This window comes from Streptomyces sp. NPDC048479 (assembly GCF_040651435.1).
In the GTDB taxonomy this organism is placed as follows: Bacteria; Actinomycetota; Actinomycetes; order Streptomycetales; family Streptomycetaceae; genus Streptomyces.
Genome location: NZ_JBEZKA010000022.1, coordinates 62,104 through 85,722 on the forward strand (window position 1 = coordinate 62,104; position 23,619 = coordinate 85,722).

General features: G+C 68.3%; 25 protein-coding genes. 12 read left to right on the top strand and 13 right to left on the bottom strand.

All coding sequences use genetic code 11. The annotated features are described in order from the left end of the window. Positions 1-96 precede the first annotated feature (96 nt). From folB to AB0D12_RS29465, 3 genes are all read left to right on the top strand, one after another. Positions 97-456: a dihydroneopterin aldolase gene (folB, locus tag AB0D12_RS29455; RefSeq protein ID WP_327325268.1), complete on the top strand. Its 360-nt coding sequence runs from the start codon at positions 97-99 to the stop codon at positions 454-456. Next, positions 453-1,076, top strand: coding sequence for a 2-amino-4-hydroxy-6-hydroxymethyldihydropteridine diphosphokinase (gene folK / locus AB0D12_RS29460; RefSeq protein WP_362689199.1), 624 nt, complete (start codon positions 453-455; stop codon positions 1,074-1,076). Before folB ends, folK begins: the two co-directional genes overlap by 4 nt. Before the next feature lie 61 nt (positions 1,077-1,137). Next, entirely contained in the window at positions 1,138-1,614 is a 477-nt protein-coding gene (locus AB0D12_RS29465) for a DUF3180 domain-containing protein (protein WP_362689202.1), read from the top strand. Between the two features lie 280 nt (positions 1,615-1,894). Here AB0D12_RS29465 and folE read toward each other — a convergent pair whose 3' ends face one another. The 6 genes from folE to dacB all read right to left on the bottom strand — a co-directional run bounded on the left by folE (position 1,895) and on the right by dacB (position 9,278). Continuing rightward, positions 1,895-2,500, bottom strand: a complete 606-nt coding sequence (gene folE, locus AB0D12_RS29470) for a GTP cyclohydrolase I FolE (protein ID WP_362689205.1) — start codon at positions 2,498-2,500, stop codon at positions 1,895-1,897. 118 nt (positions 2,501-2,618) lie between these two features. Then, positions 2,619-4,649 carry an ATP-dependent zinc metalloprotease FtsH gene (gene ftsH, locus AB0D12_RS29475; protein ID WP_362689208.1) on the bottom strand — a complete coding sequence of 677 codons (2,031 nt, stop codon included), beginning with the start codon at positions 4,647-4,649 and terminating at the stop codon, positions 2,619-2,621. A gap of 172 nt (positions 4,650-4,821) precedes the next feature. Next, positions 4,822-5,361, bottom strand: a complete 540-nt coding sequence (gene hpt, locus AB0D12_RS29480; RefSeq protein ID WP_362689211.1) for a hypoxanthine phosphoribosyltransferase — start codon at positions 5,359-5,361, stop codon at positions 4,822-4,824. Between the two features lie 51 nt (positions 5,362-5,412). Beyond that, on the bottom strand, positions 5,413-6,489 hold the full coding sequence (tilS, locus tag AB0D12_RS29485) for a tRNA lysidine(34) synthetase TilS (protein WP_362689214.1): 1,077 nt from the start codon (positions 6,487-6,489) through the stop codon (positions 5,413-5,415). Positions 6,490-6,676: 187 nt separating this feature from the next. Next, positions 6,677-7,807: a zinc-dependent metalloprotease gene (locus AB0D12_RS29490; RefSeq protein ID WP_362689217.1), complete on the bottom strand. Its 1,131-nt coding sequence runs from the start codon at positions 7,805-7,807 to the stop codon at positions 6,677-6,679. A 67-nt stretch (positions 7,808-7,874) separates the two neighbouring features. Next, positions 7,875-9,278, bottom strand: coding sequence for a D-alanyl-D-alanine carboxypeptidase/D-alanyl-D-alanine-endopeptidase (gene dacB / locus AB0D12_RS29495; RefSeq protein WP_362689220.1), 1,404 nt, complete (start codon positions 9,276-9,278; stop codon positions 7,875-7,877). 86 nt (positions 9,279-9,364) lie between these two features. Between dacB and AB0D12_RS29500 the strand changes: the two genes are divergently transcribed. Both AB0D12_RS29500 and AB0D12_RS29505 read left to right on the top strand, forming a co-directional pair. Continuing rightward, positions 9,365-9,859: an inorganic diphosphatase gene (locus tag AB0D12_RS29500; RefSeq protein ID WP_108151010.1), complete on the top strand. Its 495-nt coding sequence runs from the start codon at positions 9,365-9,367 to the stop codon at positions 9,857-9,859. 171 nt (positions 9,860-10,030) lie between these two features. Next, a complete protein-coding gene (locus tag AB0D12_RS29505; RefSeq protein WP_362689223.1) occupies positions 10,031-11,683 on the top strand; it encodes a threonine/serine exporter family protein in 1,653 nt (550 codons plus the stop codon). Positions 11,684-11,760: 77 nt separating this feature from the next. Here the strand turns inward: AB0D12_RS29505 and AB0D12_RS29510 are convergent, their stop codons facing one another. Next, entirely contained in the window at positions 11,761-12,456 is a 696-nt protein-coding gene (locus tag AB0D12_RS29510) for a VTT domain-containing protein (protein ID WP_362689226.1), read from the bottom strand. Between the two features lie 184 nt (positions 12,457-12,640). Between AB0D12_RS29510 and AB0D12_RS29515 the strand changes: the two genes are divergently transcribed. Beyond that, positions 12,641-13,006 (top strand): YbjQ family protein, encoded by a 366-nt coding sequence (locus tag AB0D12_RS29515; RefSeq protein ID WP_362689229.1) that lies wholly within the window; start codon positions 12,641-12,643, stop codon positions 13,004-13,006. A 73-nt stretch (positions 13,007-13,079) separates the two neighbouring features. On the opposite strand, the gene AB0D12_RS29520 is transcribed toward AB0D12_RS29515, so the two are convergent. Next, positions 13,080-13,838 (bottom strand): MerR family transcriptional regulator, encoded by a 759-nt coding sequence (locus AB0D12_RS29520; RefSeq protein ID WP_362689232.1) that lies wholly within the window; start codon positions 13,836-13,838, stop codon positions 13,080-13,082. Between the two features lie 224 nt (positions 13,839-14,062). Here AB0D12_RS29520 and AB0D12_RS29525 point away from each other — a divergent pair, with 224 nt between their 5' ends. Continuing rightward, complete coding sequence (locus AB0D12_RS29525; RefSeq protein ID WP_362689235.1) at positions 14,063-15,484, top strand: glutamate decarboxylase; 1,422 nt, start codon at positions 14,063-14,065, stop codon at positions 15,482-15,484. A 125-nt stretch (positions 15,485-15,609) separates the two neighbouring features. Here AB0D12_RS29525 and AB0D12_RS29530 read toward each other — a convergent pair whose 3' ends face one another. Further along, on the bottom strand, positions 15,610-16,251 hold the full coding sequence (locus tag AB0D12_RS29530) for a PadR family transcriptional regulator (RefSeq protein ID WP_362689238.1): 642 nt from the start codon (positions 16,249-16,251) through the stop codon (positions 15,610-15,612). Positions 16,252-16,291: 40 nt separating this feature from the next. On the opposite strand from AB0D12_RS29530, the gene AB0D12_RS29535 reads away from it, so the two are divergent. Then, complete coding sequence (locus AB0D12_RS29535; RefSeq protein ID WP_362689241.1) at positions 16,292-16,942, top strand: VOC family protein; 651 nt, start codon at positions 16,292-16,294, stop codon at positions 16,940-16,942. On the opposite strand, the gene AB0D12_RS29540 is transcribed toward AB0D12_RS29535, so the two are convergent. The 3 genes from AB0D12_RS29540 to AB0D12_RS29550 form a co-directional block, all read right to left on the bottom strand. After that, positions 16,939-17,487, bottom strand: coding sequence for a DinB family protein (locus tag AB0D12_RS29540; protein WP_362689244.1), 549 nt, complete (start codon positions 17,485-17,487; stop codon positions 16,939-16,941). The genes AB0D12_RS29535 and AB0D12_RS29540 overlap by 4 nt on opposite strands. A gap of 151 nt (positions 17,488-17,638) precedes the next feature. Continuing rightward, a complete protein-coding gene (locus AB0D12_RS29545; RefSeq protein ID WP_362689247.1) occupies positions 17,639-19,096 on the bottom strand; it encodes an aldehyde dehydrogenase family protein in 1,458 nt (485 codons plus the stop codon). A 69-nt stretch (positions 19,097-19,165) separates the two neighbouring features. Next, a complete protein-coding gene (locus AB0D12_RS29550; RefSeq protein WP_362689250.1) occupies positions 19,166-20,029 on the bottom strand; it encodes a helix-turn-helix transcriptional regulator in 864 nt (287 codons plus the stop codon). A 312-nt stretch (positions 20,030-20,341) separates the two neighbouring features. Here AB0D12_RS29550 and AB0D12_RS29555 point away from each other — a divergent pair, with 312 nt between their 5' ends. Beyond that, on the top strand, positions 20,342-20,848 hold the full coding sequence (locus tag AB0D12_RS29555; RefSeq protein WP_362689253.1) for an ATP-binding protein: 507 nt from the start codon (positions 20,342-20,344) through the stop codon (positions 20,846-20,848). A gap of 33 nt (positions 20,849-20,881) precedes the next feature. Here AB0D12_RS29555 and AB0D12_RS29560 read toward each other — a convergent pair whose 3' ends face one another. Then, a complete protein-coding gene (locus AB0D12_RS29560) occupies positions 20,882-21,124 on the bottom strand; it encodes a DUF397 domain-containing protein (RefSeq protein WP_327325248.1) in 243 nt (80 codons plus the stop codon). 285 nt (positions 21,125-21,409) lie between these two features. Here AB0D12_RS29560 and AB0D12_RS29565 point away from each other — a divergent pair, with 285 nt between their 5' ends. From AB0D12_RS29565 to AB0D12_RS29575, 3 genes are all read left to right on the top strand, one after another. After that, positions 21,410-21,862, top strand: coding sequence for a hypothetical protein (locus AB0D12_RS29565; RefSeq protein WP_362689256.1), 453 nt, complete (start codon positions 21,410-21,412; stop codon positions 21,860-21,862). A gap of 386 nt (positions 21,863-22,248) precedes the next feature. Continuing rightward, the gene (locus AB0D12_RS29570) at positions 22,249-22,539 is read left to right on the top strand and encodes a DUF6355 family natural product biosynthesis protein (protein ID WP_327325242.1); all 291 of its coding nucleotides are present in this window, start codon (positions 22,249-22,251) and stop codon (positions 22,537-22,539) included. A 390-nt stretch (positions 22,540-22,929) separates the two neighbouring features. After that, a complete protein-coding gene (locus tag AB0D12_RS29575) occupies positions 22,930-23,604 on the top strand; it encodes a hypothetical protein (protein ID WP_362689260.1) in 675 nt (224 codons plus the stop codon). The last annotated feature ends 15 nt before the right edge of the window (positions 23,605-23,619 follow it).

The following is a 23,619-nucleotide window of genomic DNA, read 5'->3' on the forward strand; positions in this document are numbered from 1 at the left end:
CACTGTCGGTGCTCGCAGGTAGATTCGAATCTGGACACCGAGCCGCCCGCACGTGGCTGTGTGCCCGCAAGACCAACGACAGCAGGAGTGATTCGCGTGGATCGTGTCGCGCTGCGCGGCCTCAAGGCCCGCGGGCACCATGGCGTCTTCCCCCGGGAGCGCGAGGAGGGGCAGACCTTCATCGTGGATCTGGTGCTGAGCCTCGACACCCGCCCCGCGGCGGTCAGCGACGACCTGGCGAAGACCGTGCACTACGGCATTGTCGCGGAGGAGGTCGTCGCCGTCGTCGAGGGCGAGCCCGTCGACCTCATCGAGACGCTGGCCGAGCGGATCGCCCAACAGTGCCTCAAGCACGACGGCGTGGAGGAGGTCGAGGTGGTCGTGCACAAGCCGGACGCCCCGATCACCGTGCCCTTCGACGACGTGACCATCACGATCACCCGGAGCCGAGTATGACCGTATCTTCGTCGTTCCCTTCGGACTGGACGCAGAGCGACCCGACCGTGCAGCCGGTGCCCGCCTCCGTGGTGGAACAGGTCGACGCGGCCGATGTCACACTGTCCAATCCGAAACGGGCCGTGATCTCTCTCGGCTCCAATCTGGGCAACCGCCTGGAGACGCTTCAGGGCGCGATCGACGCGCTCGAGGACACGCCCGGCCTGCGGGTCAAGGCGGTCTCTCCGGTGTACGAGACGGAGCCGTGGGGCGTCGCGCCCGGCAGCCAGCCCTCGTACTACAACGCGGTGGTCGTGATCAAGACCACACTGCCCCCGTCCTCCCTGCTGGAGCGCGGCCAGGCCATCGAAGAGGCCTTCGAGCGGGTCCGTGAGGAGCGCTGGGGCCCACGCACGATCGACGTCGACATCGTGGCGTACGCGGATGTCGTCTCGGACGACCCGGTTCTCACCCTTCCCCACCCGAGGGCCCATCAGCGCGCCTTTGTGCTCGCCCCGTGGCACGACGTCGAGCCGGAGGCCCAGCTTCCGGGCCGCGGCCCAGTCGTTGAACTGCTGGCCGGCATCGGCCAGGACGGTGTGCTTGCCCGGGCCGACCTGGAACTCCGTCTGCCCGAGTAGTCGTTAGGCTCTTCGGATCCGTACGGCACGCGGCACACGACAAACAGATGAGGGGCGCTGGGTGAAGCAACTGCGGCTCGGAGTACTGGCCGGTCTCTTCATCGTGGCCGGGGTACTGAGCTGGGGCGGCGCCCGGCTCTGGGAATCGTTCGGCACACTGCCGAGCGTGCCGCTGGCCGCGCCGATCGTGCTGGCGGTGATCGCGGTCGTCCTCACCGCGACCGCGCTCTCGCTCCGCGCCCGACTGAAGGCTCAGCGCGAGCGGCGCCCCGGCGCGAAGGGCGTGGAGCCGCTGATGGCGGCGCGCGCGGTGGTCTTCGGCCAGGCGAGCGCGCTGGTGGCGGCGCTGGTCTGCGGGATGTACGGCGGCACGGGCGTGTTCCTGCTGGGCTCCCTCGACATCCCGGCCCGCCGGGACCAGGCGATCTACGCGGGCTTCTCGGTGGTGGCGGGCATCGGCGTGATCGCGGCGGCGTTCTTCTTGGAGCGGGTCTGCAAACTCCCGGAGGACGACGACGAAGACGCGGCCCCGGTGTAGGCGGCTCGCGCAGTGCCCTGGTTCACCATGGGCGACGTCCCCTGCTTCGCGCGCCCTGACGACCATCACTTCCGTGACGGTCGTCTGCACGGTCCGGTCCGGTCCGCTCCCCGTCCAAGGTCCACAAGGTGGAGCCGACCCGGACGTTCCTGGCCCGTTCGCGCCCGCCGACCACGTGCACAGTCTGCTCGCTCGGAAGCCCGTACCCGATCGCGATCCCCCTTGATCAGCGATCAACTCCGCTGATCCAGGACCGTATCGGGCACCACTGACCATCCAGCTATCGCGCCAGTATCAGGCTCATCGCCTCGGAGCGCGTGGTGGAGTCACGCAGCTGGCCGCGCACCGCCGACGTGGTCGTCTTGGCGCCGGGCTTGCGGATGCCTCGGACCGACATGCACATGTGTTCCGCCTCGATGACCACGATCGCGCCGCGCGCCTCGAGGATGCGCATCAGCGAGTCCGCGATCTGCGTGGTGAGTCGCTCCTGCACCTGCGGCCGACGGGCAAACACGTCGACGAGGCGGGCCAGCTTCGACAGGCCCGTGATCTTGCCCGTGTCGGCCGGGATGTAGCCGACGTGGGCAACTCCGTGGAACGGCAGCAGGTGATGTTCGCACAGAGATACGATTTCAATGTCCTTCACCAGGACCATCTCGTCGTGCCCCAGGTCGAACGTCGTCGTCAGGACCTCTTCGGGCTCCTGCCACAGGCCGGCCAGGAGCTCCCTGTACGCGCGCGCCACGCGGCCCGGCGTCTCCCGCAGGCCCTCGCGGTCCGGGTCTTCCCCGACCGCGATGAGGAGCTCGCGTACGGCGTTCTCGGCCCGCTTCTCGTCGAATTCGCCGATCGTGCCTGCGCCGTCCAGCGTCACCGGGTCGGTCATCTGTGCCTCGTTCCTGTGCTTTCGCGTGCGTGCATACAAGAATGCCGCGCCCCCCAGGCTAAAACCTGGGGGGCGCGGCATTCATTCCGGGCCCCATGTGACCGGAGCGACGGCAGGGTCAGCCCTCCGGACGCTCCTCCGGGACCGCCTCGACGGCCGGAGCGGCATCCGTCGGCTGCGCGCCGTTGGAGCCGTTGGAGCCGACGGCGCCGTTGGTCAGCGCCAGCTCCTTCGGCGAGAGCACCGGCGGCCGCGTGGACGGCGTACGCCGCGAGGAGCCGGTCCACGCAGGGCGGGCCGGGCGCCGCACGAGGGGCGCGAAGATCTCGGCGATCTGCTCCTTGCCGAGGGTCTCCTTCTCCAGCAGCTGGAGGACCAGGTTGTCGAGAACATCGCGGTTCTCGACGAGGATCTCCCAGGCCTCGTTGTGCGCCGTCTCGATGAGCTTCTTGACCTCTTCGTCGACGAGCGCGGCAACCTCTTCCGAGTAGTCGCGCTGGTGACCCATCTCACGGCCCAGGAACGGCTCGGCGTTGTCGCCACCGAACTTGATCGCGCCGAGCCGCTCGGTCATGCCGTACTGCGTGACCATCGCGCGGGCCGTGGTCGTGGCCTTCTCGATGTCGTTGGCCGCACCGGTGGTCGGGTCGTGGAAGACAAGCTCCTCGGCCGCGCGCCCGCCCAGCATGTACGCCAGCTGGTCGAGCATTTCGTTGCGCGTGGTCGAGTACCTGTCCTCGTCCGGCAGGACCATGGTGTAGCCGAGCGCACGGCCGCGGGACAGGATCGTGATCTTGTGGACCGGGTCGGAGTTCGGCGAAGCCGCCGCGACCAGGGCGTGACCGCCCTCGTGGTACGCGGTGATCTTCTTTTCCTTGTCCGACATGATCCGGGTCCGCTTCTGCGGGCCCGCCACGACACGGTCGATCGCCTCGTCCAGGGCGTGGTTGTCGACCAGCTTCTTGTCGCCGCGTGCGGTGAGCAGCGCGGCTTCGTTCAGCACGTTCGACAGGTCCGCGCCGGTGAAGCCGGGCGTACGACGGGCAACAGCGCCCAGGTCGACGTCCGGGGCGACCGGCTTGCCCTTCTGGTGGACCTTGAGGATCTCCAGACGGCCCTGCATATCGGGACGGTCGACGGCGATCTGCCGGTCGAACCGGCCCGGGCGCAGCAGCGCCGGGTCGAGGATGTCCGGCCGGTTGGTGGCGGCGATCAGGATGACGCCGCCCTTCACGTCGAAGCCGTCCATCTCGACCAGCAGCTGGTTCAGCGTCTGCTCGCGCTCGTCGTGGCCACCGCCGAGACCCGCACCGCGGTGCCGGCCGACGGCATCGATCTCGTCGACGAAGACGATCGCCGGGGCGTTCGCCTTGGCCTGCTCGAAGAGGTCACGCACTCGGGAGGCACCGACGCCGACGAACATCTCGACGAAGTCGGAACCCGAGATCGAGTAGAAGGGGACGCCCGCCTCGCCCGCGACGGCGCGAGCGAGCAGCGTCTTGCCCGTACCGGGCGGGCCGTACAGCAGCACACCCTTCGGGATCTTGGCGCCGACCGCCTGGAACTTGGCCGGCTCCTGCAGGAACTCCTTGATCTCGTGGAGTTCCTCGACGGCCTCGTCGGCCCCCGCCACATCGGCGAAGGTCGTCTTCGGGGTGTCCTTGGTGATCAGCTTGGCCTTGGACTTCCCGAAGTTCATGACTCGGGAGCCGCCGCCCTGCATCTGATTCATCAGGAACAGGAAGACCACGACGATCAGGACGAAGGGCAGCAGCGAGAGCAGCACCGAGACGAACGGGCTCTGCTTCGACGGCGAGACGGTGTAACCCTTCCCGATGTCGCCCGCTTCGTACTTCTTCTGCAGAGTGGTCGCAAGATCAGCACCCTGGGTGCCGATATAGCTGGCCTGGATCTTGTCGCTGCCCTTGACCTTCTGGCCGTCCTTCAGATCGACCTTGATGATCTGTTCGTCGCCGGTGGTCAGCTTGACCTGGTCGACCTGGTTCTTGTCGATCGCCTGGACGACCTCGCCTGTGTCCACCGTCTTGTAGCCGCCGGACGAGCCGACGACCTGCATCAACACGACCACGGCGAGGACGGCCAGCACGATCCACATGACCGGCCCACGGAAGTATCGCTTCACGTCCATCCATACGGAGCGAAATCGCCCCGTCCCTCCTGCCCGTAGGTAAATGCCGCTGTGAGAAAAGACTGTTCTTCGGACGGTACCCCAGCATCGTCACCGCGACCGCACGGTACGGCTGACAAACCCGCCCTCCCATGCTCCAACGGCGAGAAGGGGGCTGAGGTTCCCGGCGGGGTCAGCCGCCGTAGACGTGCGGCGCGAGTGTGCCGACGAAAGGCAGATTGCGGTACTTCTCCGCGTAATCCAGCCCATACCCGATAACGAACTCATTCGGGATGTCGAAGCCGATCCACTTCACGTCGATCGCCACCTTTGCGGCATCCGGCTTACGCAGCAGAGTGCAGACCTCGAGGGAGGCCGGCTCGCGCGAACCGAGGTTCGACAGCAGCCACGACAGCGTGAGGCCGGAGTCGATGATGTCCTCGACGATCAGGACATGCTTGCCCTTGATGTCGGTGTCCAGGTCCTTGAGGATCCGGACCACGCCCGAGGACTGGGTGCCCGCGCCGTAGGACGACACCGCCATCCAGTCCATCGTGACGGGGGTGGACAGGGCACGCGCCAGGTCCGCCATCACCATCACGGCGCCCTTGAGGACACCGACGATGAGCACATCCTTGCCCGCGTACTCCGCGTCGATCTTCGCCGCCAGTTCAGCCAGCTTCGCGTCGATCTCTTCCTTGGTGATGAGCACCGACTGGAGGTCGGTGCTCATGTCCTTCTCGTTCACCCGGGTCACTTTCGTTGTGCATTCGCTGCAGCTGCGTCAGCCTTGCCGGATGACCAGTCTGCCACCCTGCCGCCGCGCCTCGACGCGCCCCGGCAGATTGATGGCTCCCTGACCGCGCCAGCTCGTGATCAGCCGGTCGACTTCCTCGACGTGCCGGGCGAAGAGCGAACCGGCCGGCGCACCGGCCTCGATGGCAGCCCGGCGCAGCACCCGGCGGCGGACGGCGGGCGGCAGCGCGTAGAGCTTCGCGCACTCGAGCCGCCCGGCGTCGTCGCGTACGGAGGAGTCCACGTCGGCGGCCCAGGTGTCCAGGGCGTCAGCATCGTCGCGGGAGAGCTGAGCGGTACGGGCCAGGGCCTCGACGACGCCCTTGCCGAGCGCCTTCTCCAGGGCGGGCAGGCCCTCGTGGCGCAGCCGCGAGCGGGTGTAGGCCGGGTCGGCGTTGTGCGGGTCGTCCCAGACGGGCAGCGACTGGACCATGCAGGCCTTGCGGGCGGTCTGCCGGTCGAGCTGGAGGAAGGGGCGACGGTAACGGCCCGCCGCCCCCGAGACGGCCGCCATTCCGGAGAGCGAACGGATGCCGGAGCCGCGGGCGAGGCCCAGCAGGACGGTTTCAGCTTGATCATCGCGGGTGTGGCCGAGCAGAACGGCCGCGGCGCCGTGGCGCTCCGCGGCGTCGTCGAGGGCGGCGTAGCGGGCATCGCGGGCCGCGGCCTCGGGGCCGCCCTCGCGGCCGACTCGTACGGCGATGGCTTCGACGGGGTCGAGCTGCATCGCGGTGAGCCGTGCGGCGACTTCGGCGGCGCGGAGGTCGGAGCCGTCCTGGAGGCCGTGGTCGACGGTGATACCGCCGGCCCGGACGGAGAGTTTGCGGGCCTCGAAGGCGAGGGCGGAGGCGAGGGCCATGGAGTCGGCGCCGCCTGAGCACGCCACAAGGACGAGCGGCTGCTCGCCTGAGGGCGCGGTGTGGAGGGGGGAGGTCGCGGAGGAGGAGTGCGCGGGAGCCGCGTGGCCCACGGAGCGCGAGACACGTTCGCAGTGTTCGGTGAGTACGTCGTGGAGTACGCGGCGGACCGCCAGGCGTATCGCCGCGACCGCAGGATGGGGACCCATGTCCGGTGCCCTTCGTGAAAGTTGGGGGGTGCCTCGGTCGGAGTCGGGACGGAAGATTCAGTCACTCAGAGTGCGTCGATGGTGACAGAACCGGGCCGATACCCGAGCATTGCACGCCTACCCATTGCCTACGGTCCCTCGGATGGGTGATTACGGGGGCGTCCTTCTGCCGTCGGACGCCTCCCGCTCACGACTCTGTTTTACGGTGCACCCTCGCGACCCAGTCCGCCGGTTTGGCGATCTCCGCCTTGGTGGGGAGGGTGTTCGGGGACGTCCAGACCCGGTTGAATCCATCCATACCGACCTCATCGACCACGGAGCGAACAAAGCGCTCGCCATCGCGGTACTGACGCAGCTTGGCGTCGAGCCCCAGGAGCTTGCGCAACGCCTGGTCGAGACGGCTCGCGCCACGGGCCCTGCGCTGCTGGAACTTCTCCCGGATCTCGGCGACGGACGGCACGACATCTGGTCCGACGCCGTCCATGACGAAGTCCGCATGGCCTTCCAGCAGCGACATCACGGCGGTCAGCCGACTGAGGATCTCGCGCTGGGCGGGGGTCTGCACCAGCTCGACGATGGAGCGGCCGCCCTCGTCCTCCTCGCCCTCGGGGCGGGCGCCGGAGAGCGACTGGGCGGCCTCCCGGAACCGCTCCAGAACGGTCATCGGGTCGACCTCGGTCTCGCCCAGAAATGACTGGATCTCGCCCTCGAGATGGTCCCGAAGCCACGGCACACCGGTGAACTGGGTGCGGTGGGTCTCCTCATGCAGGCAGACCCAGAGCCTGAAGTCGTGCGGTTCGACCTCGAGTTCACGCTCGACATGGACGATGTTCGGGGCGACAAGGAGCAGCCGCCCGCCGCCGTTCTGACCGGCGGGCAGCTCGCGGGTGGCGGGGGCGAAGGTCTCGTACTGTCCGAGGACCCGCGAGGCCAGGAACGACAGCAGCATGCCCAGCTCGACGCCGGTCACCTTGCCGCCGACCGCGCCGACCAGTGCGCCTCCCGGGCTGCCGGAACGGCGCTCCTGCATCTTGTCCAGCAGCGGCTTCAGCAGCTCGCGGAAGCCCGCGACGTTCGCCTTGACCCAGCCCGCCCGGTCCACGACGAGGACTGGGGTGTCCTGCGGCTCATGGCCTTCGGGGATCATCCGGGTGAAGGCCCGCACATGCTCTTCAGAGGATTTGGCATGCCTGCGCAGCTCGGCGACGACGGCACGCGCCTCGTCCCGGCTCACGTCGGGGCCCGGCCGCACGAAGCGGGTTGCGGTCGCCACAGCGAGATTCCAGTCGACCATCTCGACACCACCGATGCTCGTCATGCGTCAACCGTACGTTGTCGGCTCCGGCGGCGGTCAGGTGTCGGAACCGGTCGATTCGCCGGGTACGTCACGAAGCCAGTGCGGCGGCCAGCCGGTCCAGGGCGGGCTGGGCGGCCTCCGCGGACGGGGTGCTCCCTGCCAGGAAAGCGAAGGCGAGGAGGCGTCCGTCCGGGGCTACGACCGTGCCTGCCAGGGCGTTGACGCCGCTCAGGGTGCCGGTCTTGGCGCGCACCAGGCCGGTGCCGGGCGAGGTGGCGCCGTAGCGGGTCTGCAGCGTGCCGCTGAAGCCGGCGACCGGGAGGCCGGTCAGGACCGGGCGCAATTCGGGGTGGGCCGGGTCGGCGGCGCGGGTCAGCAGCGCGGTCAGCAGGCTCGCGGAGAGTTTGTCGTCGCGGTTCAGACCGCTGCCGTCGGCGAAGTGTGCGCCGGTCAACGGGAGCTTCAGTTTGGCGAGTTGCTCGGTGACGGCACGCGCGGCCCCGTCGAAGCTCACCTCCTCGCCCGTCGCGATCGCGGTCTGGCGGGCAAGTGCTTCGGCGATGTCGTTGTCGCTGTTGGTCAGCGCCCGCTCGACCAGCGCCGAGAGCGGTCCGGAGAGCACCTTGGCAAGAGGGACCGAACCGGCGGCGGGCCGGCCGGAAGCGGGCTCCGCGGAGGTGTTGATGCCTCGCTCGGACAGCAGGCGCCCGAAGGCGCGGGCCGCGTCACCCGCCGGGTCCCCGGTACGCCGGGCGTTGCCGGTGGTCCTGTCGTCGATCCGGCCCTCACCGACCATCAGCGCGCTGACCGGGGCGATGTTGCCATTGGGGCCGATGGGGTGCTGCCCGGGGCCCGCGTAGAGCGAAGTGTCGTACGTGAGGCGGACCGTGGTGGTCCCACGGTCGCGCAGGGCACGTGCCGTCCGGTCGGCGAGCCTGCCCAGACCGGCCCTGTCGAGGCTCGCGTCGCCGCCGCCGACCAGGGTGAGCGTCTTGCCGTCCTTGGACGCGACGACCGTGGTGGGGATGCGGTGGTCGGGGCCGAGCGCCGACAGCGCGGCGACCGAGGTGGCGATCTTGATGGTGGAGGCCGGTGTCATCGGGTCCGCGGCCCCCTTCCCGTACAGCTGCCTGCCGGTCGCCACATCGACGACCGAGGCCGTATGGACCGCTCCGAGGCCGGGGTCGCCGACGAGCGGTGCAAGCAGCTTCGCGAGCCCGGCGGGTGCGGTTGCCGGGGCCGTCGCGGGTGCGGTCGCTGGAGCGCCGAGCGCGGCGAGCACTCCGGGGGCGCTGGGCGCGGGCGCCGGCCGCCTCGGCCTGCGGACCTCGTGATGTGCGCCACCCACGTCGCTCTGGGCAGCCACCCGCTGCCTCTCGGCCTTACGCTGACCGGAGTCCCAAGGACCGGCCGCGGCCACCGCCCCGGCAGCGAGGGCGAGGCCGACCACGGCGGCGCCCGCAGCGAGCTGCCACGTCCTGACCTCTGGCACCTCGCACCAGCCCCTTTCGCGATCACACACCTGCGTGAGGGACACTTAACCACCAGACGTATGTGTTGATCATGGAGGAGCCACCCGTGGAGTTCGACGTCACCATCGAGATCCCGAAGGGTTCGCGGAACAAGTACGAGGTGGACCACGAGACCGGTCGGATCCGCCTGGACCGTCGACTCTTCACCTCGACCAGCTACCCGGCCGACTACGGCTTCGTCGAGAACACCCTCGGCGAGGACGGCGACCCGCTGGACGCGCTGGTCATCCTTGACGAGCCGACCTTCCCCGGCTGCCTCATCAAGTGCCGCGCCATCGGAATGTTCCGGATGACGGACGAGGCAGGCGGCGACGACAAGCTGCTGTGCGTGCCGGCCTCCGACCCGCGAGTGGAGCACCTGCGCGACATCCACCACGTGTCCGAGTTCGACCGCCTGGAGATCCAGCATTTCTTCGAGGTCTACAAGGACCTGGAGCCCGGCAAGTCCGTCGAGGGTGCGAACTGGGTCGGCCGCACTGAGGCCGAGGCGGAGATCGAGGCCTCGTACAAGCGCCTCGAGGCGCAGGGCGGGGCTCACTGAGCTCCCGCTGGACGGGCTCGCTGAGCCGGCGCTGAGCGCGTAATGATACGCCGCTGAGCTGCTCGTACGGGCGGTACACCCTCCGGGGTGTACCGCCCGTCGTTCGTGTGGCCAGGTGTCCGTGCCCATACTGAGCTGACACGGCGACACGAGAGGGAGCGAGGACAGCACGTGGTGGCGGAGCCGGAGGGTCCGGAAGACCGGAAGCCTCAGTCCGACGAGGCGCACAGCGCCTTCACCTCACCAGCGGGGGTGGGACAGCCGGAAGCGCCCGAGGAGGACCATCCATCCTCGGAGTTCGCCGTTCCGGCCGGGATCGGCACCGAAGCTCCGGCCGAGCCGGAGGGTTCCGCTTTCGCCCCGCCCCGCACCTACAGCGCCAAGGACTCACCGCCCGCCTTCACCCCCGCGCACGGCATCCCCGCGGTCCGGCTCACCAAGGACGGGCCCTGGCAGGACCGGATGCGGGCGATGCTGCGGATGCCGGTGGGCGAACGGCCGGTTCCCGAAGCGGTGCAGAAGCACGACGAGGGCGGTCCCGCCGTTCCCCGCGTGCTGGACCTGACGCTCCGTATCGGCGAACTGCTGCTCGCGGGAGGCGAGGGCGCGGAGGACGTCGAGGCCGCCATGTTCGCCATCTCGCGTTCGTACGGCCTGGACCGCTGCGAGCCGACCGTCACCTTCACCCTGCTGTCGATCACGTACCAGCCCTCGCTGGTCGACGATCCGGTGACGGCGAACCGGACGGTACGGCGGCGGGGCACCGACTACACCCGGCTGGCGGCCGTCTACCGCCTCGTCCACGACATCAGCTCCGAGGAGATGGAGATCTCCCTGGAGGAGGCCTACCGGCGGCTTGCGGAGATCCGGCGTAACCGGCACCCGTACCCGGGCTGGGCGCTCACCGCGTCCGGCGGTCTGCTGGCCGGCGCGGCATCCGTGCTGGTCGGCGGTGATGTGGTGGTGTTCCTGGCGGCGGCGATCGGCGCGGTGCTCGGCGACCGGCTGGCCTGGCTGTGCGCGGGGCGCGGGCTGCCGGAGTTCTACCAGTTCGTCGTCGCGGCCATGCCGCCGGCCGCGATGGGTGTTGCCCTGACGCTCTCGCCGCTGGACGTACGCGGCTCCGCGGTGATCACCGGTGGACTCTTCGCGCTGATCCCGGGAAGGGCTCTCGTCGCCGGTGTGCAGGACGGCCTGACGGGCTTCTACATCACCGCGGCCGCCCGGCTGCTCGAGGTCGGCTATCTCGTCGTCGGCATCGTCGTCGGCGTGCTGATGGTGCTCTATCTGGGCGTCGCGCTGGACGCGGGCCTCAACCCGGAGACCGCCATCCACAGCGTGGAGCGGCCGGAGATCCAGACGCTGGCGGCGATGGCGCTGTCGCTCTGCTTCGCCGTACTGCTGCAGCAGGAGCGCAACACAGTGCTGCTGGCGGCGCTCAACGGTGGAGTGGCCTGGGTGGTGTACGGGGCGCTGGCGGACACCGCGGGTGCACCGCCGGTCGCCGCGACGGCCGTCGCGGCCGGTCTGGTGGGCCTGTTCGGGCAGATGCTCTCGCGCTACCGGTTCGCGTCCGCGCTGCCGTACGTCACCGCTGCGATCGGGCCGCTGCTGCCGGGTAGCGCGACGTACTTCGGGCTGCTGGAGATTGCCAGGAACGACCTCAACGCGGGCCTCGCCTCACTGTCCAAGGCGGCGGCGCTGGCGCTGGCCATCGCGATCGGGGTGAACCTGGGTGGGGAGATCTCCCGGCTGTTCCTGCGGGTGCCGGTCACCGAGGGGCCGGCCGGGCGCCGCGCGGCCAAGCGGACACGCGGCTTCTAGACCTCCGGCTTCGGGATCCTGCGGCGGGACTTCGGGACCCTCCGGGGGAACTGCTGGACGTTCCCGGCGGGAAGGGGTCAGCGCTTGGCGTGGCGGCCGCGCTGGGCCGACGGCACATCGGCGGCCGGTCCGGCAGCGGCGGTTTCCTTCTTGTTCTTGGAGCGGGCCCGCAGGAACTCGATCCCGATCGGGACGACCGAGAGCAGCACGATCAGGATCAGCATCGCTTCGATGTTCTTGTGGACGAACTCGACGTTGCCGAGCGCGGCGCCTAGCAGGGTGACACCCGCGCCCCAGAGCGTGCCGCCGATGACGTTGAAGGTGATGAACGAGCGGTAGTTCATCCGGCTCACACCGGCGATGATCGGCGTGAAGGTCCGCACGATGGGCACGAAGCGGGCCAGGACCAGCGACTTGGGGCCGTACTTCTCGAAGAATTCGTGCGCCTTCTCCACGTTCTCCTGCTTGAAGAGCTTGGAGTCGGGGCGCTTGAAGAGAGAGGGGCCGACCTTTCGGCCGAAGAGATAGCCGACTTGGTCACCGACCACCGCGGCAAGCACCACCAAGGCGCACACCGCCCACAGCGGAAGGCTGTTCAGGCTCCCGGTCGTCACCAGCAGGCCGGTGGTGAACAGCAGCGAGTCACCCGGCAGGAAGAAGCCGATGAGCAGGCCGGACTCGGCGAAGACGATGACCAGGACACCGATGAGGCCGAATGTCCCGATCAGATAGTCCGGGTCCAGCCAGCTCGGTCCGAGCGCAAGGGTGGTCACGAGGTCCGGGCTCCTGAGTCGATAGTCGGTCGATCGGCGATCGGCATGGTCGGCCGCCCAAAGGTATCAACGCCTTCGGGCAGCTCCACGTTCCATCCGCCTGTTCAGGATGCACTGTGCGCGGACTGGGACGAAGCTGTGCGTCACAAGCCCCGGACGGCAGCGGTACGGAAGGTGGACGCAGATGGGCATCGAGGATTACGGCGGCGGACAGGGCCCGCAGTCCGACGTACTGGTCGTCACCACGAACGACGTACCCGGATTCCAGGTGCAGGAGGTCATCGGCGAGATCTTCGGTCTGACGGTGCGCTCGCGGCATCTGGGCAGCCAGATCGGCGCGGGCCTCAAGTCGATGATCGGCGGCGAGCTGAAGGGGCTGACCAAGACCTTGGTCGAGACCCGCAACCAGGCGATGGATCGGCTCGTCGAGCAGGCGCGGTCGCGCGGCGCGAACGCGGTGCTGATGTTCCGCTTCGATGTGACGGAAGCGGCGGATGTGGGCACGGAGGTCTGTGCATACGGTACGGCGGTGATCCTGGCCCGTACCTGAGCCCTGGACGGGCCAGAATCCGGACCGGACGGGCCCGAATCCGGACCAGGAATCACCCACCCACAGGAATCACTCAGCTGTTGCGCACCGCGTTGGCGAGGATCGCGTCACGCAGATGGACGGCGAGGCCCGGCCGGGTGGAGTCGTAGAAGGCGCGGAACCGTTCGTCCGACACATACATCTCGCCGAGGCACGTGTGGATCTCATAGGTGCACTCGTAGAACCACTTGGTGATGTGCTGCCGGTGCTCCTCGGCCAGGTCCATGGCCCTCTCACCGGTCGGCGGCTCGCCGTCCGCCATCAGGGCGTCGTAGCGCGCGCCCCAGTCGGCGACCTCGGCCTGCATGCGCTTCCAGTCGTCCTTGGTGTAGCCCGCGGCCCGCCGCTGCGACTCGGCGTAGGCCGCGGTGCCGCCCCAGCGCTGCTCGGCCTCCTCCGCGTACTGCTCGGGGTCCTTGTCCCCGAAGACCTCGAACCTCTCCTCGGGCGTGAGGTTGATGCCCATCTTCTTCGCCTCCATGGCTTGTTCGACGGCGGCGGCCATCTGCTGCAACCTGGTGATCCGGGCGGACAGCAGCTCGTGCTGCCGGCGCAGGTGTTCCTGCGGGTCCGCATCCGGGTCGTCGAGCAGCGCCGCGACCTCCTCGAGCGGGAAGCCAAGCTCCCGGTAGAACAGGATCTGCTGCAGCCGGTCGAGGTCGGCGTCGTCGTAACGCCGGTGGCCCGCACCACTGCGGCCGCTCGGGGAGAGCAGTCCGATCTCGTCGTAGTGATGCAGTGTGCGCACCGTCACTCCGGCGAAACCGGCGACCTGTCCCACGGAGTAGCTCATCGCCTTCCGCTCCCTTCGTTTCTCGGTACGCGCCTCAGCCTGAGTCCTCACGTCACGTCAGGTGCAAGCCCAAAAGTGCGACGCGGCCTCACCGCCGCCCGACGAGCCATCAGTCCGCTTTGTCCGTATCGTCGCGCTTGAACTCATCGTCGCGCTTGAACTCATCGCGGCACGTGAACTCATCGCGCTTGAACTCATACGGGCCGAGGAAGGCAGAGCGACGGATGCCACTCCACAAGGGCGCAAGCGACTCCCCCGACGAGCAGGTGCGGCGCCGGCTCGCCCTCAATCCCTTCTTCGGGGAGGCCGACCCGGTCAGTGGAATGACCTTGGCTCCGCCCAGGCACCGGCTTCCCGACGGTCCGATGCCGCCGGCGACCGCGTACCGGCTGGTCCATGACGAGCTGATGCTCGACGGCAACTCCCGGCTCAACCTCGCCACCTTCGTCACCACCTGGATGGAGCCGCAGGCCGGGGTGCTGATGGGAGAGTGCCGGGACAAGAACATGATCGACAAGGACGAGTATCCCCGCACGGCCGAACTGGAGCGGCGCTGTGTGGCCATGCTCGCCGACCTCTGGTGCGCCCCGGATCCCGGCGCCGTGGTCGGCTGCTCGACCACCGGCTCCAGCGAGGCCTGCATGCTCGCCGGGATGGCCCTCAAGCGCCGCTGGACGCAGCGCAACAGCGACCGCTACCCCGCCACCGCCCGGCCGAATCTCGTCATGGGCATCAACGTCCAGGTCTGCTGGGACAAGTTCTGCAACTTCTGGGAGGTCGAGCCGCGCCTCGTGCCCATGGAGGGCGACCGTTTCCACCTCGACCCGCAGGCCGCCGCCGACCTCTGCGACGAGAACACCATCGGCGTCGTCACCGTGCTCGGCTCGACCTTCGACGGGTCGTACGAACCGGTCGCCGAGGTCTGCGCGGCCCTGGACGCCCTCCAGGAGCGCACCGGCCTGGACATCCCCGTTCATGTCGACGGCGCTTCCGGCGCGATGGTCGCGCCCTTCATCGACGAGGAGCTGGTCTGGGACTTCCGGCTGCCGCGGGTCTCCTCCATCAACACCTCCGGGCACAAATACGGCCTGGTCTATCCCGGCGTCGGCTGGGCGCTGTGGCGCTCGTCCGCCGAGCTGCCCGAGGAGCTGGTCTTCCGGGTCAACTATCTGGGCGGCGACATGCCCACCTTCGCCCTCAACTTCTCCCGGCCCGGCGCGCAGGTCGTGGCGCAGTACTACACGTTCCTGCGGCTGGGGCGGGATGGCTACCGGGCCGTCCAGCAGACGACCCGGGATGTCGCCCTCGGGCTCGCGGACGAGATCGCGGCCCTGGGCGACTTCCAACTCCTCACCCGTGGTGACCAGTTGCCCGTGTTCGCCCTGACCACCGCACCGGACGTGCAGAACTTCGATGTCTTCGACGTCTCGCGACGGCTGCGCGAGCACGGCTGGCTGGTGCCCGCGTACACCTTCCCGGCGAACCGCGAGGATCTCTCGGTGCTGCGGGTGGTCTGCCGCAACGGCTTCTCGGCCGACCTCAGCGAGCTGCTGCTCGAAGACCTGCGGACGCTGATGCCGGAACTGCGCCGCCAGTCCCACCCCATGAGCAAGTACACGGCAGCGGCGACAGCCTTCCACCACTGACTTCCGCCGGTTCCGGTGTCAGCGGCCGAGCCGGCCGGGCGACGCGCCCAGGTACACGACGAGGCGAAGATCCACGACGAGGCGAAGGTCCACGACGGGACGAGGGCCCGATGGGACGGACCTGATCAGCTCTGATCCTCCTCATGCGGCTCGCCCGTCGCGTACGGGTTCTCCTCGCCCTCGGCGAGCACCCCCACAAACGGCTCGCCCTCCCCCGCGAAGGTGTACGCCCCGTCCTCGATCCGCCGGATCAGGCCCTGCGTCCACTCCGCACCCGAGTCCGCCGAGGAGACCCACATATTCATGATCTCGCCGATGTGCCCGATCGACTCGGGGCCGTCCTCGGGCGTGTAGTAGTCCGTCACCGAGGACCGCCACTCCTGGAGTCCGCGCACCCGCTCCTTGAGCAGCGCCACGGCCTCCTCCCGCTTCAGATCGACGACGAAGCCGATCCCCGCCGAGAGCACGTCCATCTTCTGATCGTAGGACGTCAGCGACTCGCGCAGCAGCGCGAAGTACTCCTCGGTGCCCTTCTCGGTCATCTCGTACTCGGTGCGCGGCGGCCCGCCGGCCGTGGACGGAGCGATCTCATGAGCGTGCAGCAGCCCTTGCTTCGCCATCTGCTTCAGCGCGTGATAGATCGAGCCGGGCTTGGCGTTGGACCACTCATGCGCGCCCCAGTACTCCAGGTCGTTGCGGACCTGGTAACCGTGCGCCCGCCCGTGCTGGCGTACGGCTCCGAGGACGAGCAGCCGGATCGCAGACATCCGCGTACCTTTCTATTCAACTTTGACTAGAGTAGCTGGCATGGCCGAGAAGACGATTCCGATCCTGCCGTGCCAGACCCTCCAGCCGGTGCTCGACTTCTACACTGCGCTCGGCTTCGAGGTGACCTTCCAGCAGAAGAGCCCCAATCCGTACGCCGTCGTCGAGCGCGGCAGCATCCAGCTGCAGTTCTTCGGGATGAAGAAGTACGACCCCGCCGGATCGTTCAGCACCTGCTACGTCGCCACGGACGAGGTGGACGCGCTGTACGAGTCCTTCCGGACCGGTCTGAAGGCAGCGTACGGAAAGATCCCGACGCGCGGTCTGCCGCGCATCGGGATGCTCAAGGACATGAGCTACGGGGTGCGCCAGTTCCTGATGACCGACCCCGGCGGCAACTGCATCCGCGTCGGGAAGCAGATCACCGAGGACCAGCACCACCGGCCGGCTCACCGGGAGACCTTCGCGCGTGCTCTGCACATGGCGACGCTCTTCGCCGACTCCAAGGACGATCCGGCGGGCGCCGCGAAGATCCTGGACCGGGTGCTGGGCCTGGAGGACGAGCAGCCCACCCCCGTACAGCTCGTCCAACTCCTCGCGCTGCGGGCGGACGTCGCCGAACAGCTCGACGACGACGACACGGCGGCCCGTCTGCGTGCACGGGCCGCCGCGGTGGAAGCCGGGGAGTCCTAACCCCAGTCCTGCCCACTCTCCAGGGCCACCAGCTCGAAGGCGGTCTTGCCGTCCAGCGACTCACGGACGATGTCCGCGTGGCCCGCGTGCCGGCCGATCTCCTCCACCAGGTGCAGCAGTAGCCAGCGCATCGACACCGCACCGTCCTTGGGGTACCAGGGCTGCGCGGGCAGCGGGAAGGTGTCGTTCAGACTGGGCACGGAGTGGATGAACTCGGCGGTCTCCTTGGCCACTTCGTCCCAGAAGGCCAGCACCCCGGGAACCGTCTCGCCCTCGACGAGACGGAAGCTGTCGCCCCAGGTCTCCTCGGTGCGCTGCCTCTCGTTCGGCTTCTGCTGCGCCAGCCGGAGCCAGCCGAGTTCTGTCTCCGCGACATGCTTGAGCAGTCCGGAGAGCGAGAGCTCGCCGGCGCTCGGGCGGCTTGCCGCCTGCCCCTCGGTCAGTCCGAGTACGGAGCGGCGGATCGCGCCGCGCTGCGCCTCGACGAAGGAGAGGAGCGCGCCGCGCTCGTCGCCGTGGGCCTCTGCGGGAACGTGAGTGACCATGATGTCCGCCCTTCCGGGTGCTTCACGGAGAGGCTGTCCGCCCTCCTTCTGACACCACTCACGCTACGGACCCTTGCGGTCAGGTTCTGTCCGCAAGGGTCCGTGGGCGCAAAGTCGAAGCAGGGTCGGGCAGAGGGGTTGGACACCAGGGTCAGAACGGGAACTGCGAGCGGCCGTGCTGCACCGAGATCCACTTCTGGGTGGTGAACGCCTCGATCATCGACTCACCGTTCAGCCGCCCGCTGCCGGAGTGCTTCTCGCCGCCGAACGGGACGATGGGCTCGTCGTGAACCGTGCCGTCATTGATGTGGATCATGCCCGTGTTGATCCGCTGCGCGATCCGTACCCCGCGCTCGACGTCACCGGTGTGCACGGCGCCGCTCAAGCCGTACGGAGTGTCGTTGGCGATCCGGACCGCCTCGTCCTCCCCGTCGAACGGCACGATGAGCGCCACCGGACCGAATATCTCCTGCGAAAGGATCGGCGAGTCGTCCGCCAGGTCGGTCAGCACCGAGGGACCCACCAGATTGCCCTCGGCGGTCCCGCGCAGCAGCGCGGTCGCGCCGCCCTCCACCGTCTGCTCGACGAGCGATGTCACCGCGTCGGCCTGCGTGGAGTTGATGAGCGGGCCGATGTGGGTCTGCGGGTCCGCCGGGTCGCCGACCTTCAGAGTCTTGACCTTGGCGACGAACTTCTCGGTGAACTCCTTCTCCACCGTCCGGTCCACCAGGATGCGGTTGGCCGCCATGCAGACCTGGCCCTGGTGCACGAAGCGGCTGAAGACCGCCGCGTCCACCGCGTAGTCGACATCGGCGTCGTCGAGCACGATCAGCGCGCTGTTGCCGCCGAGTTCGAGGATGGCTCGCTTGAAGTTCGCCGCGCAGACGGTGGCGACATGCTGCCCCACCTTGTCGGAACCGGTGAAGGAGATCACCTTCGGCACCGGGTGCGCGATCAGCGCGTCCCCTATCTCCGCTATGTCGGTGATGACGACATTCAGCAGACCGGCCGGCAGGCCCGCCTCCTCGAACACCTTGGCCACCAGGGATCCGCCGCAGATCGGGGTGTTCTGATGCGGCTTGAGCACCACGGCGTTGCCGAGCGCCAGCGCCGGCGCGACCGACTTGATCGACAGCAGGAAGGGGAAGTTGAAGGGGCTGATGACGCCCACGACGCCGACCGGCAGGCGGTAGACGCGGTTCTCCTTGCCGTCGGTCGGCGAAGGAAGGATCCGGCCCTCGGGCCGCAGCGCAAGCTGCACCGCCTCGCGCAGGAACTCCTTGGCGAGGTGCAGCTCGAAGGCCGCCTTCAGACGGGTGCCGCCGAGCTCCGCGATGATCGTCTCGGCGATCTCCTGCTCGCGGTCCTCGATGACCCGCAGAGCACGCTCGAAGACCAGCCGGCGGGTGTACGGATTGGTCGCGGCCCAGCCCTCCTGCGCGCGCTCGGCGGCGCGGTAGGCCTGGTCCACCTCCACAGCGGTGGCGACCGGGATCGAGGCCAGCTTCTCGCCGTCGTACGGGTTGAAATCGATGATGTCCCAGGAGCCGCTTCCCGGCCTCCACTCGCCATCGATGTACTGGTGGGCCAGCTCGGTGAAGAAGGACATGTGATCCGATTCCTAACCTCAGAAGACTGCAGAGGCAGATGCCTGATGTGACGTCATCGTACTGACGTTTCAGGTGAGTTGGAGAAGACCACGGAGAAGGTCACGGCTCTCGGCCGGATCCGGACTGTCCTCCTGCAGTCGCCGCATGACCCGTTCGTACTGAGCGACCTCCTCGCGCTTGTCGAGATACAGCGCGCTGGTGAGCTGCTCCAGATAGACGATGTCGGAGAGGTCCGACTCCGGGAAGCGCAGCATGGTGAAGGCTCCGCTCTCGCCCGCGTGCCCGCCGAAGCTGAAGGGCATCACCTGCAGTGTGATGTTCGGCTGTTCGGAGATCTCGATGAGATGCCTCAACTGGCCCTGCATCACGGCCCGGTCGCCGTACGGACGGCGCAGCGCGGCCTCGTCGAGCACGGCGTGGAAGCGCGGCGCGCGCTCGGAGACGAGAACCTTCTGGCGCTCGAGACGTAGCGAGACCCGGCGGTCGATCTCGGCCCGCGGCGCGTCGGGGATGCCGCGGGTGACGACGGCATGGGCATACGCCTCGGTCTGCAACAGGCCGTGCACGAACTGCACTTCATAGATGCGGATGAGTGAGGCGGCGCCTTCCAGCCCCACATATGTCTGAAACCAGCCGGGCAGCACATCGCCGTAGCTGTGCCACCACCCGGCGACATTGGCCTCCTTCGCGAGGCCCAGCAGGGATCCTCGTTCTGCTTCGTCGGCGACTCCGTAGAGCGTCAGCAGATCCTCGACGTCCCTCGCCTTGAAGCTCACCCGTCCCAACTCCATGCGGCTGATCTTGGATTCGGATGCGCGAATGGAGTACCCAGCCGCCTCACGGGTGATGCCACGCGATTCGCGCAGCCGCCTCAGCTGTGAGCCCAACAGGATGCGCCGTACCACGGAACCGCTCGACTCGCCTGCGGTCACGACCCCAACCCTCCCCATCGCCTCATAGGTATGCCTGACGGAGCACCCCCGAACCCCGAGACCCGGGATTCTGCCACCAAAACGCTTCAGCCCGTACTCATTCGATTACGGAAATGAGAAGGCTTCGGGAAGGGGGGCGAAAGAGATTGGAGGAAGAAATGAGCAAGAACCGGCACGGGAGCGGACAGGTCCGGCGCGTGCACGTGCATCTGCCCTTGCATCTGCCCTACGCATTCGGAACCATGGTCCTCGCGCACCTGCGTGCTCGTTCGTGTTGTAGCGTCACAGCCGCGATTCCCGGGAGTGCCTCGCATGGGGATGAATGGATCGACCATGCTCGAGCCGTTACGGCAGGGGCTTCCCCCCATCGATCCCGCAGCGGTTTCCAGCTCAGCCTCGTGCGCCCTGCCCGCCCGCTATGAAGCGGTGCGCGGAGCGCGGCAGTTCACCAAGGCGACGCTCGGCCAGTGGGATCTGAGCGACAGATTCGACGATGTCGCGCTGGTTGTCTCCGAACTCGTCACCAACGCCCTACGGCACGCGCTGCCCGCGGAGACTCCGCGGGAGGTTCAGGAACCGCCCGTACGGCTGCACTTGATGCGCTGGACGAGCCGGCTGGTGTGTGCGGTGCGCGACCCCAGCCATGCCAGTCCGGGGACCGGCGAGAGCGACGACATCCCTTTTCCCGACCCCAGTGGTGCGGCCGAGTCGGGCCGCGGTCTGTTCCTGGTGGACTCCTTCAGCGACAGCTGGGGCTGGCACCCGCTCGCCGGGGCGCTGCACGGAAAGGTTGTCTGGGCGCTGTTCCTGCTGGGTTAGCGCCGGGTTGAGCCGGGCCCGCCTTCGGGCGGGCTAGCTCCCCACGATCAGGTGATCGAACTCCCCGTCCTTGACTCCCAGAAGCAACGCTTCTATCTCGGCAGGCGTATATACGAGTGCGGGGCCGTCGGGGTGCCGTGAGTTGCGCATCGCCACGTCTCCGCCCGGCAACTTGGCGAACTCCACGCACGACCCCTGGGAGTTGCTGTGTCTGCTCTTCTGCCAGACGACCCCGTGGAGCTCCGTGGCCGCGATGCCGTTGTACGCGTGGTGCACGAGTCGCTCCCGGGGACAAGGTGCATAGGTCAACTGTCCCGGATCATAGCTCTGTTCATATGCCAATGCATGAGCAGATGCACGTGCACGCGGGGTGGCCCTTCGGTTACAGCTTCTTCGGCGTCTCCCGCGGCGCCGAATCCTTCGTACACAAGGAAGAGACGTGTGCCGCGCCGTTCCGGCTCCCATGTTCAGGTAATCGATCGACCTGGAGGACCCGGAGGGGTGCGCAAGTCCTCCTGGTAGCTTGGCGCGGTCTTGCAAACCGACATGGGGGACCGATAAGTGCACAAGCTCGTACGTAGGTCAGTCGCCGCGGCGGGACTTGTCGCCGCTCTCGCGCTGACCGGCTGTGGCAGCAGCGACGACGCGGCCAAGGACAAGCCCTCCACCACGCCGACGCAGGCCGGCGGCGGGGGAGGCGACGCCGCGAGCGGAAACGTCGAGGGCGCCTGGGCAGGCGTGACCGAGAGCAAGGCCGTGTCCCTGGCCGTCACCGGTACGAAGGCGGTGCTGCTGGCCGACGGGCACGCCTGCACCGGCGAGGTGTCGGACATGGGCAAGCAGATGCTGTCGCTGAAGTGCGCGGACGGGAACACCGACCGCACGATGGGGACGATCGAGTCCAACGACGGCAAGACGCTGGTCATCTCGTGGGACGCGGGTGCGAAGGACACGCTGACCAAGTCGGCGGGCAAGCTGCCGACGGGGCTGCCGACAGGCATCCCGACTCCCTGACGCAGGGCTGCCGACAGGCATCCCGACTCCCTGACGCAGGGCTGCCGACAGGCATCCCGACTCCCTGACGCAGGGCTGCCGACGGGCATCCCTACTCCCTGACGTACGACGTCGGTTACGGGCCTCGGACCTTCACGGGTCCGAGGCCCGTCGTCGTGCGGCCACTGGCCAGCGCGCGGCCACGACGGAGCAGGGTCGGCCGGCCCGGGACCACCGCGGAGGACGAACTTCTGCCGGCGGCGACCAAACGGTCGGCACTCGATCCAGTGCACTCCCTCACTCGTGCGAGCGAGATCGCGTGACTACCCGGATCGACTGGCGCAATGGTCTCCAGGTGCACGGGTGATCAGTACTCGGGCATCGCGTTCTCAAGAAGGAGACTTCCCATGCGTGTTCGCCGTTCCCTGTTGGCCGCTGTCGGCGCTGCAGCTCTTGTCCTCGGTCTGCCCACTGCGGCATCCGCCGCTCCCGGCCCAGTGGCCGCGATGAACCCCTGCGGGTTCTACGAGACCAGCAGCGACGCCCACTACAACCACTGCACGAGCGACGGCTCACACGTAGTCATCGAGGTCGAGGTGTTCGGGCCCAACTACGAGCGGTGCGTGGCCCCCGGCGACACCTGGCTGGGATCGGCCGACAAGATCCAAGGTGCGTATTACGTCGGGCGCACCTGCTGATCTCGGCATGACTACGGGCCCGGGGTGCAGCGTCCCGGGCCCGTCCTGCGCAGTTGCAGCGCACAAGTTCGGGGCCGGAGTTGCCTAGAGCAGGCGGGCGGCGCCGGGCGGGGCTTCTTCCGTCCGCACCGCGCCGGTTGCTCAGCCCCGGGTGGCGGCATCCGCGGGCCGCTGCCGCTGCCGCCGCACAGGGTTCCTCACGGGCCGAGCCGACGCAGCCGCCAGTTTCACCCTAACTACAACTTTGCCTCCTCTTGGTGTGGCTGCGGAGGCTGTTGGGACAGCCTCGCATGCACAGGCGGTGAGCTCGGAGGCGTACCGGGACCCTCAACTCTCGGACAGAGTCGTCCGGTTCACCGGCCCCCAATGCACAACGCGAAAGGCACCAGGATGACGATGAACCGCGCCATGCGGCACGGCGGCCGGTTACTGGCCATAGCAGTGGCAGCATGCGGGACAGCGGCGGCGGCCGCCCCGTCCGCGGCCGCCGAGGAGCAGCCGACACGGCAGCAGCTCACGGCGGACTGCGCCTCGGACGAGGGCAAGTGCACCTTCAACTCCCCTCAGCTCGGCGAGGCGTACCTGGGTGGGTTCCGCCAGGTCTCCGACTCGCTCTTCAACTGCAGTACGTCGGACGCAACTCAGTCCATGACCTGGAGCGACACCGTCGGCTCCACCGACTCGGTCGGCGTCTCGGTCACCGCGGGCGGCAAGATCGCGGGCATCATCGACCTGAGTGTGACGGCGAGCTACAGCCACAGCTGGTCGAGCACGCACTCGGAGAGCAGCTCCCTGGGCATGACTGTCAAACCCGGTGAAGTGGGCTGGATCTCCCGCGCCCAGGTGATGCAGCAGGTCTCCGGCACGTGGCAGACCCACTACGACAGCCCCAAATGGGGTCACTACTACTGGTTCTGGCAGGACACCGTCACCGGCCCGGCCCCGAACGGCACGGACGGCACGAGCAACGCGGTGGTCGTCAAGAGCCGCAAGATGACCGCAGCGGAGAAGAAGTCCTGCTCCGCCGACGCCCACGACGGCCGGGCGTTCGTCCAGCAGCGCTGATCCACGGCCCCCTGC

Coding starts and splice junctions, on each gene's coding strand:
- folK (WP_362689199.1), top strand. CDS start 453: ATGACCGTATCTTCGTCGTTCCCTTCGGACTGGACGCAGAGCGACCCG.
- folE (WP_362689205.1), bottom strand. CDS start 2,500: ATGACCGACCCGGTGACGCTGGACGGCGCAGGCACGATCGGCGAATTC.
- ftsH (WP_362689208.1), bottom strand. CDS start 4,649: ATGGACGTGAAGCGATACTTCCGTGGGCCGGTCATGTGGATCGTGCTG.
- hpt (WP_362689211.1), bottom strand. CDS start 5,361: ATGAGCACCGACCTCCAGTCGGTGCTCATCACCAAGGAAGAGATCGAC.
- tilS (WP_362689214.1), bottom strand. CDS start 6,489: ATGGGTCCCCATCCTGCGGTCGCGGCGATACGCCTGGCGGTCCGCCGC.
- AB0D12_RS29490 (WP_362689217.1), bottom strand. CDS start 7,807: ATGACGAGCATCGGTGGTGTCGAGATGGTCGACTGGAATCTCGCTGTG.
- AB0D12_RS29515 (WP_362689229.1), top strand. CDS start 12,641: ATGGGCATCGAGGATTACGGCGGCGGACAGGGCCCGCAGTCCGACGTA.
- AB0D12_RS29520 (WP_362689232.1), bottom strand. CDS start 13,838: ATGAGCTACTCCGTGGGACAGGTCGCCGGTTTCGCCGGAGTGACGGTG.
- AB0D12_RS29525 (WP_362689235.1), top strand. CDS start 14,063: ATGCCACTCCACAAGGGCGCAAGCGACTCCCCCGACGAGCAGGTGCGG.
- AB0D12_RS29530 (WP_362689238.1), bottom strand. CDS start 16,251: ATGTCTGCGATCCGGCTGCTCGTCCTCGGAGCCGTACGCCAGCACGGG.
- AB0D12_RS29535 (WP_362689241.1), top strand. CDS start 16,292: ATGGCCGAGAAGACGATTCCGATCCTGCCGTGCCAGACCCTCCAGCCG.
- AB0D12_RS29540 (WP_362689244.1), bottom strand. CDS start 17,487: ATGGTCACTCACGTTCCCGCAGAGGCCCACGGCGACGAGCGCGGCGCG.
- AB0D12_RS29545 (WP_362689247.1), bottom strand. CDS start 19,096: ATGTCCTTCTTCACCGAGCTGGCCCACCAGTACATCGATGGCGAGTGG.
- AB0D12_RS29555 (WP_362689253.1), top strand. CDS start 20,342: ATGGGGATGAATGGATCGACCATGCTCGAGCCGTTACGGCAGGGGCTT.
- AB0D12_RS29570 (WP_327325242.1), top strand. CDS start 22,249: ATGCGTGTTCGCCGTTCCCTGTTGGCCGCTGTCGGCGCTGCAGCTCTT.
- AB0D12_RS29575 (WP_362689260.1), top strand. CDS start 22,930: ATGACGATGAACCGCGCCATGCGGCACGGCGGCCGGTTACTGGCCATA.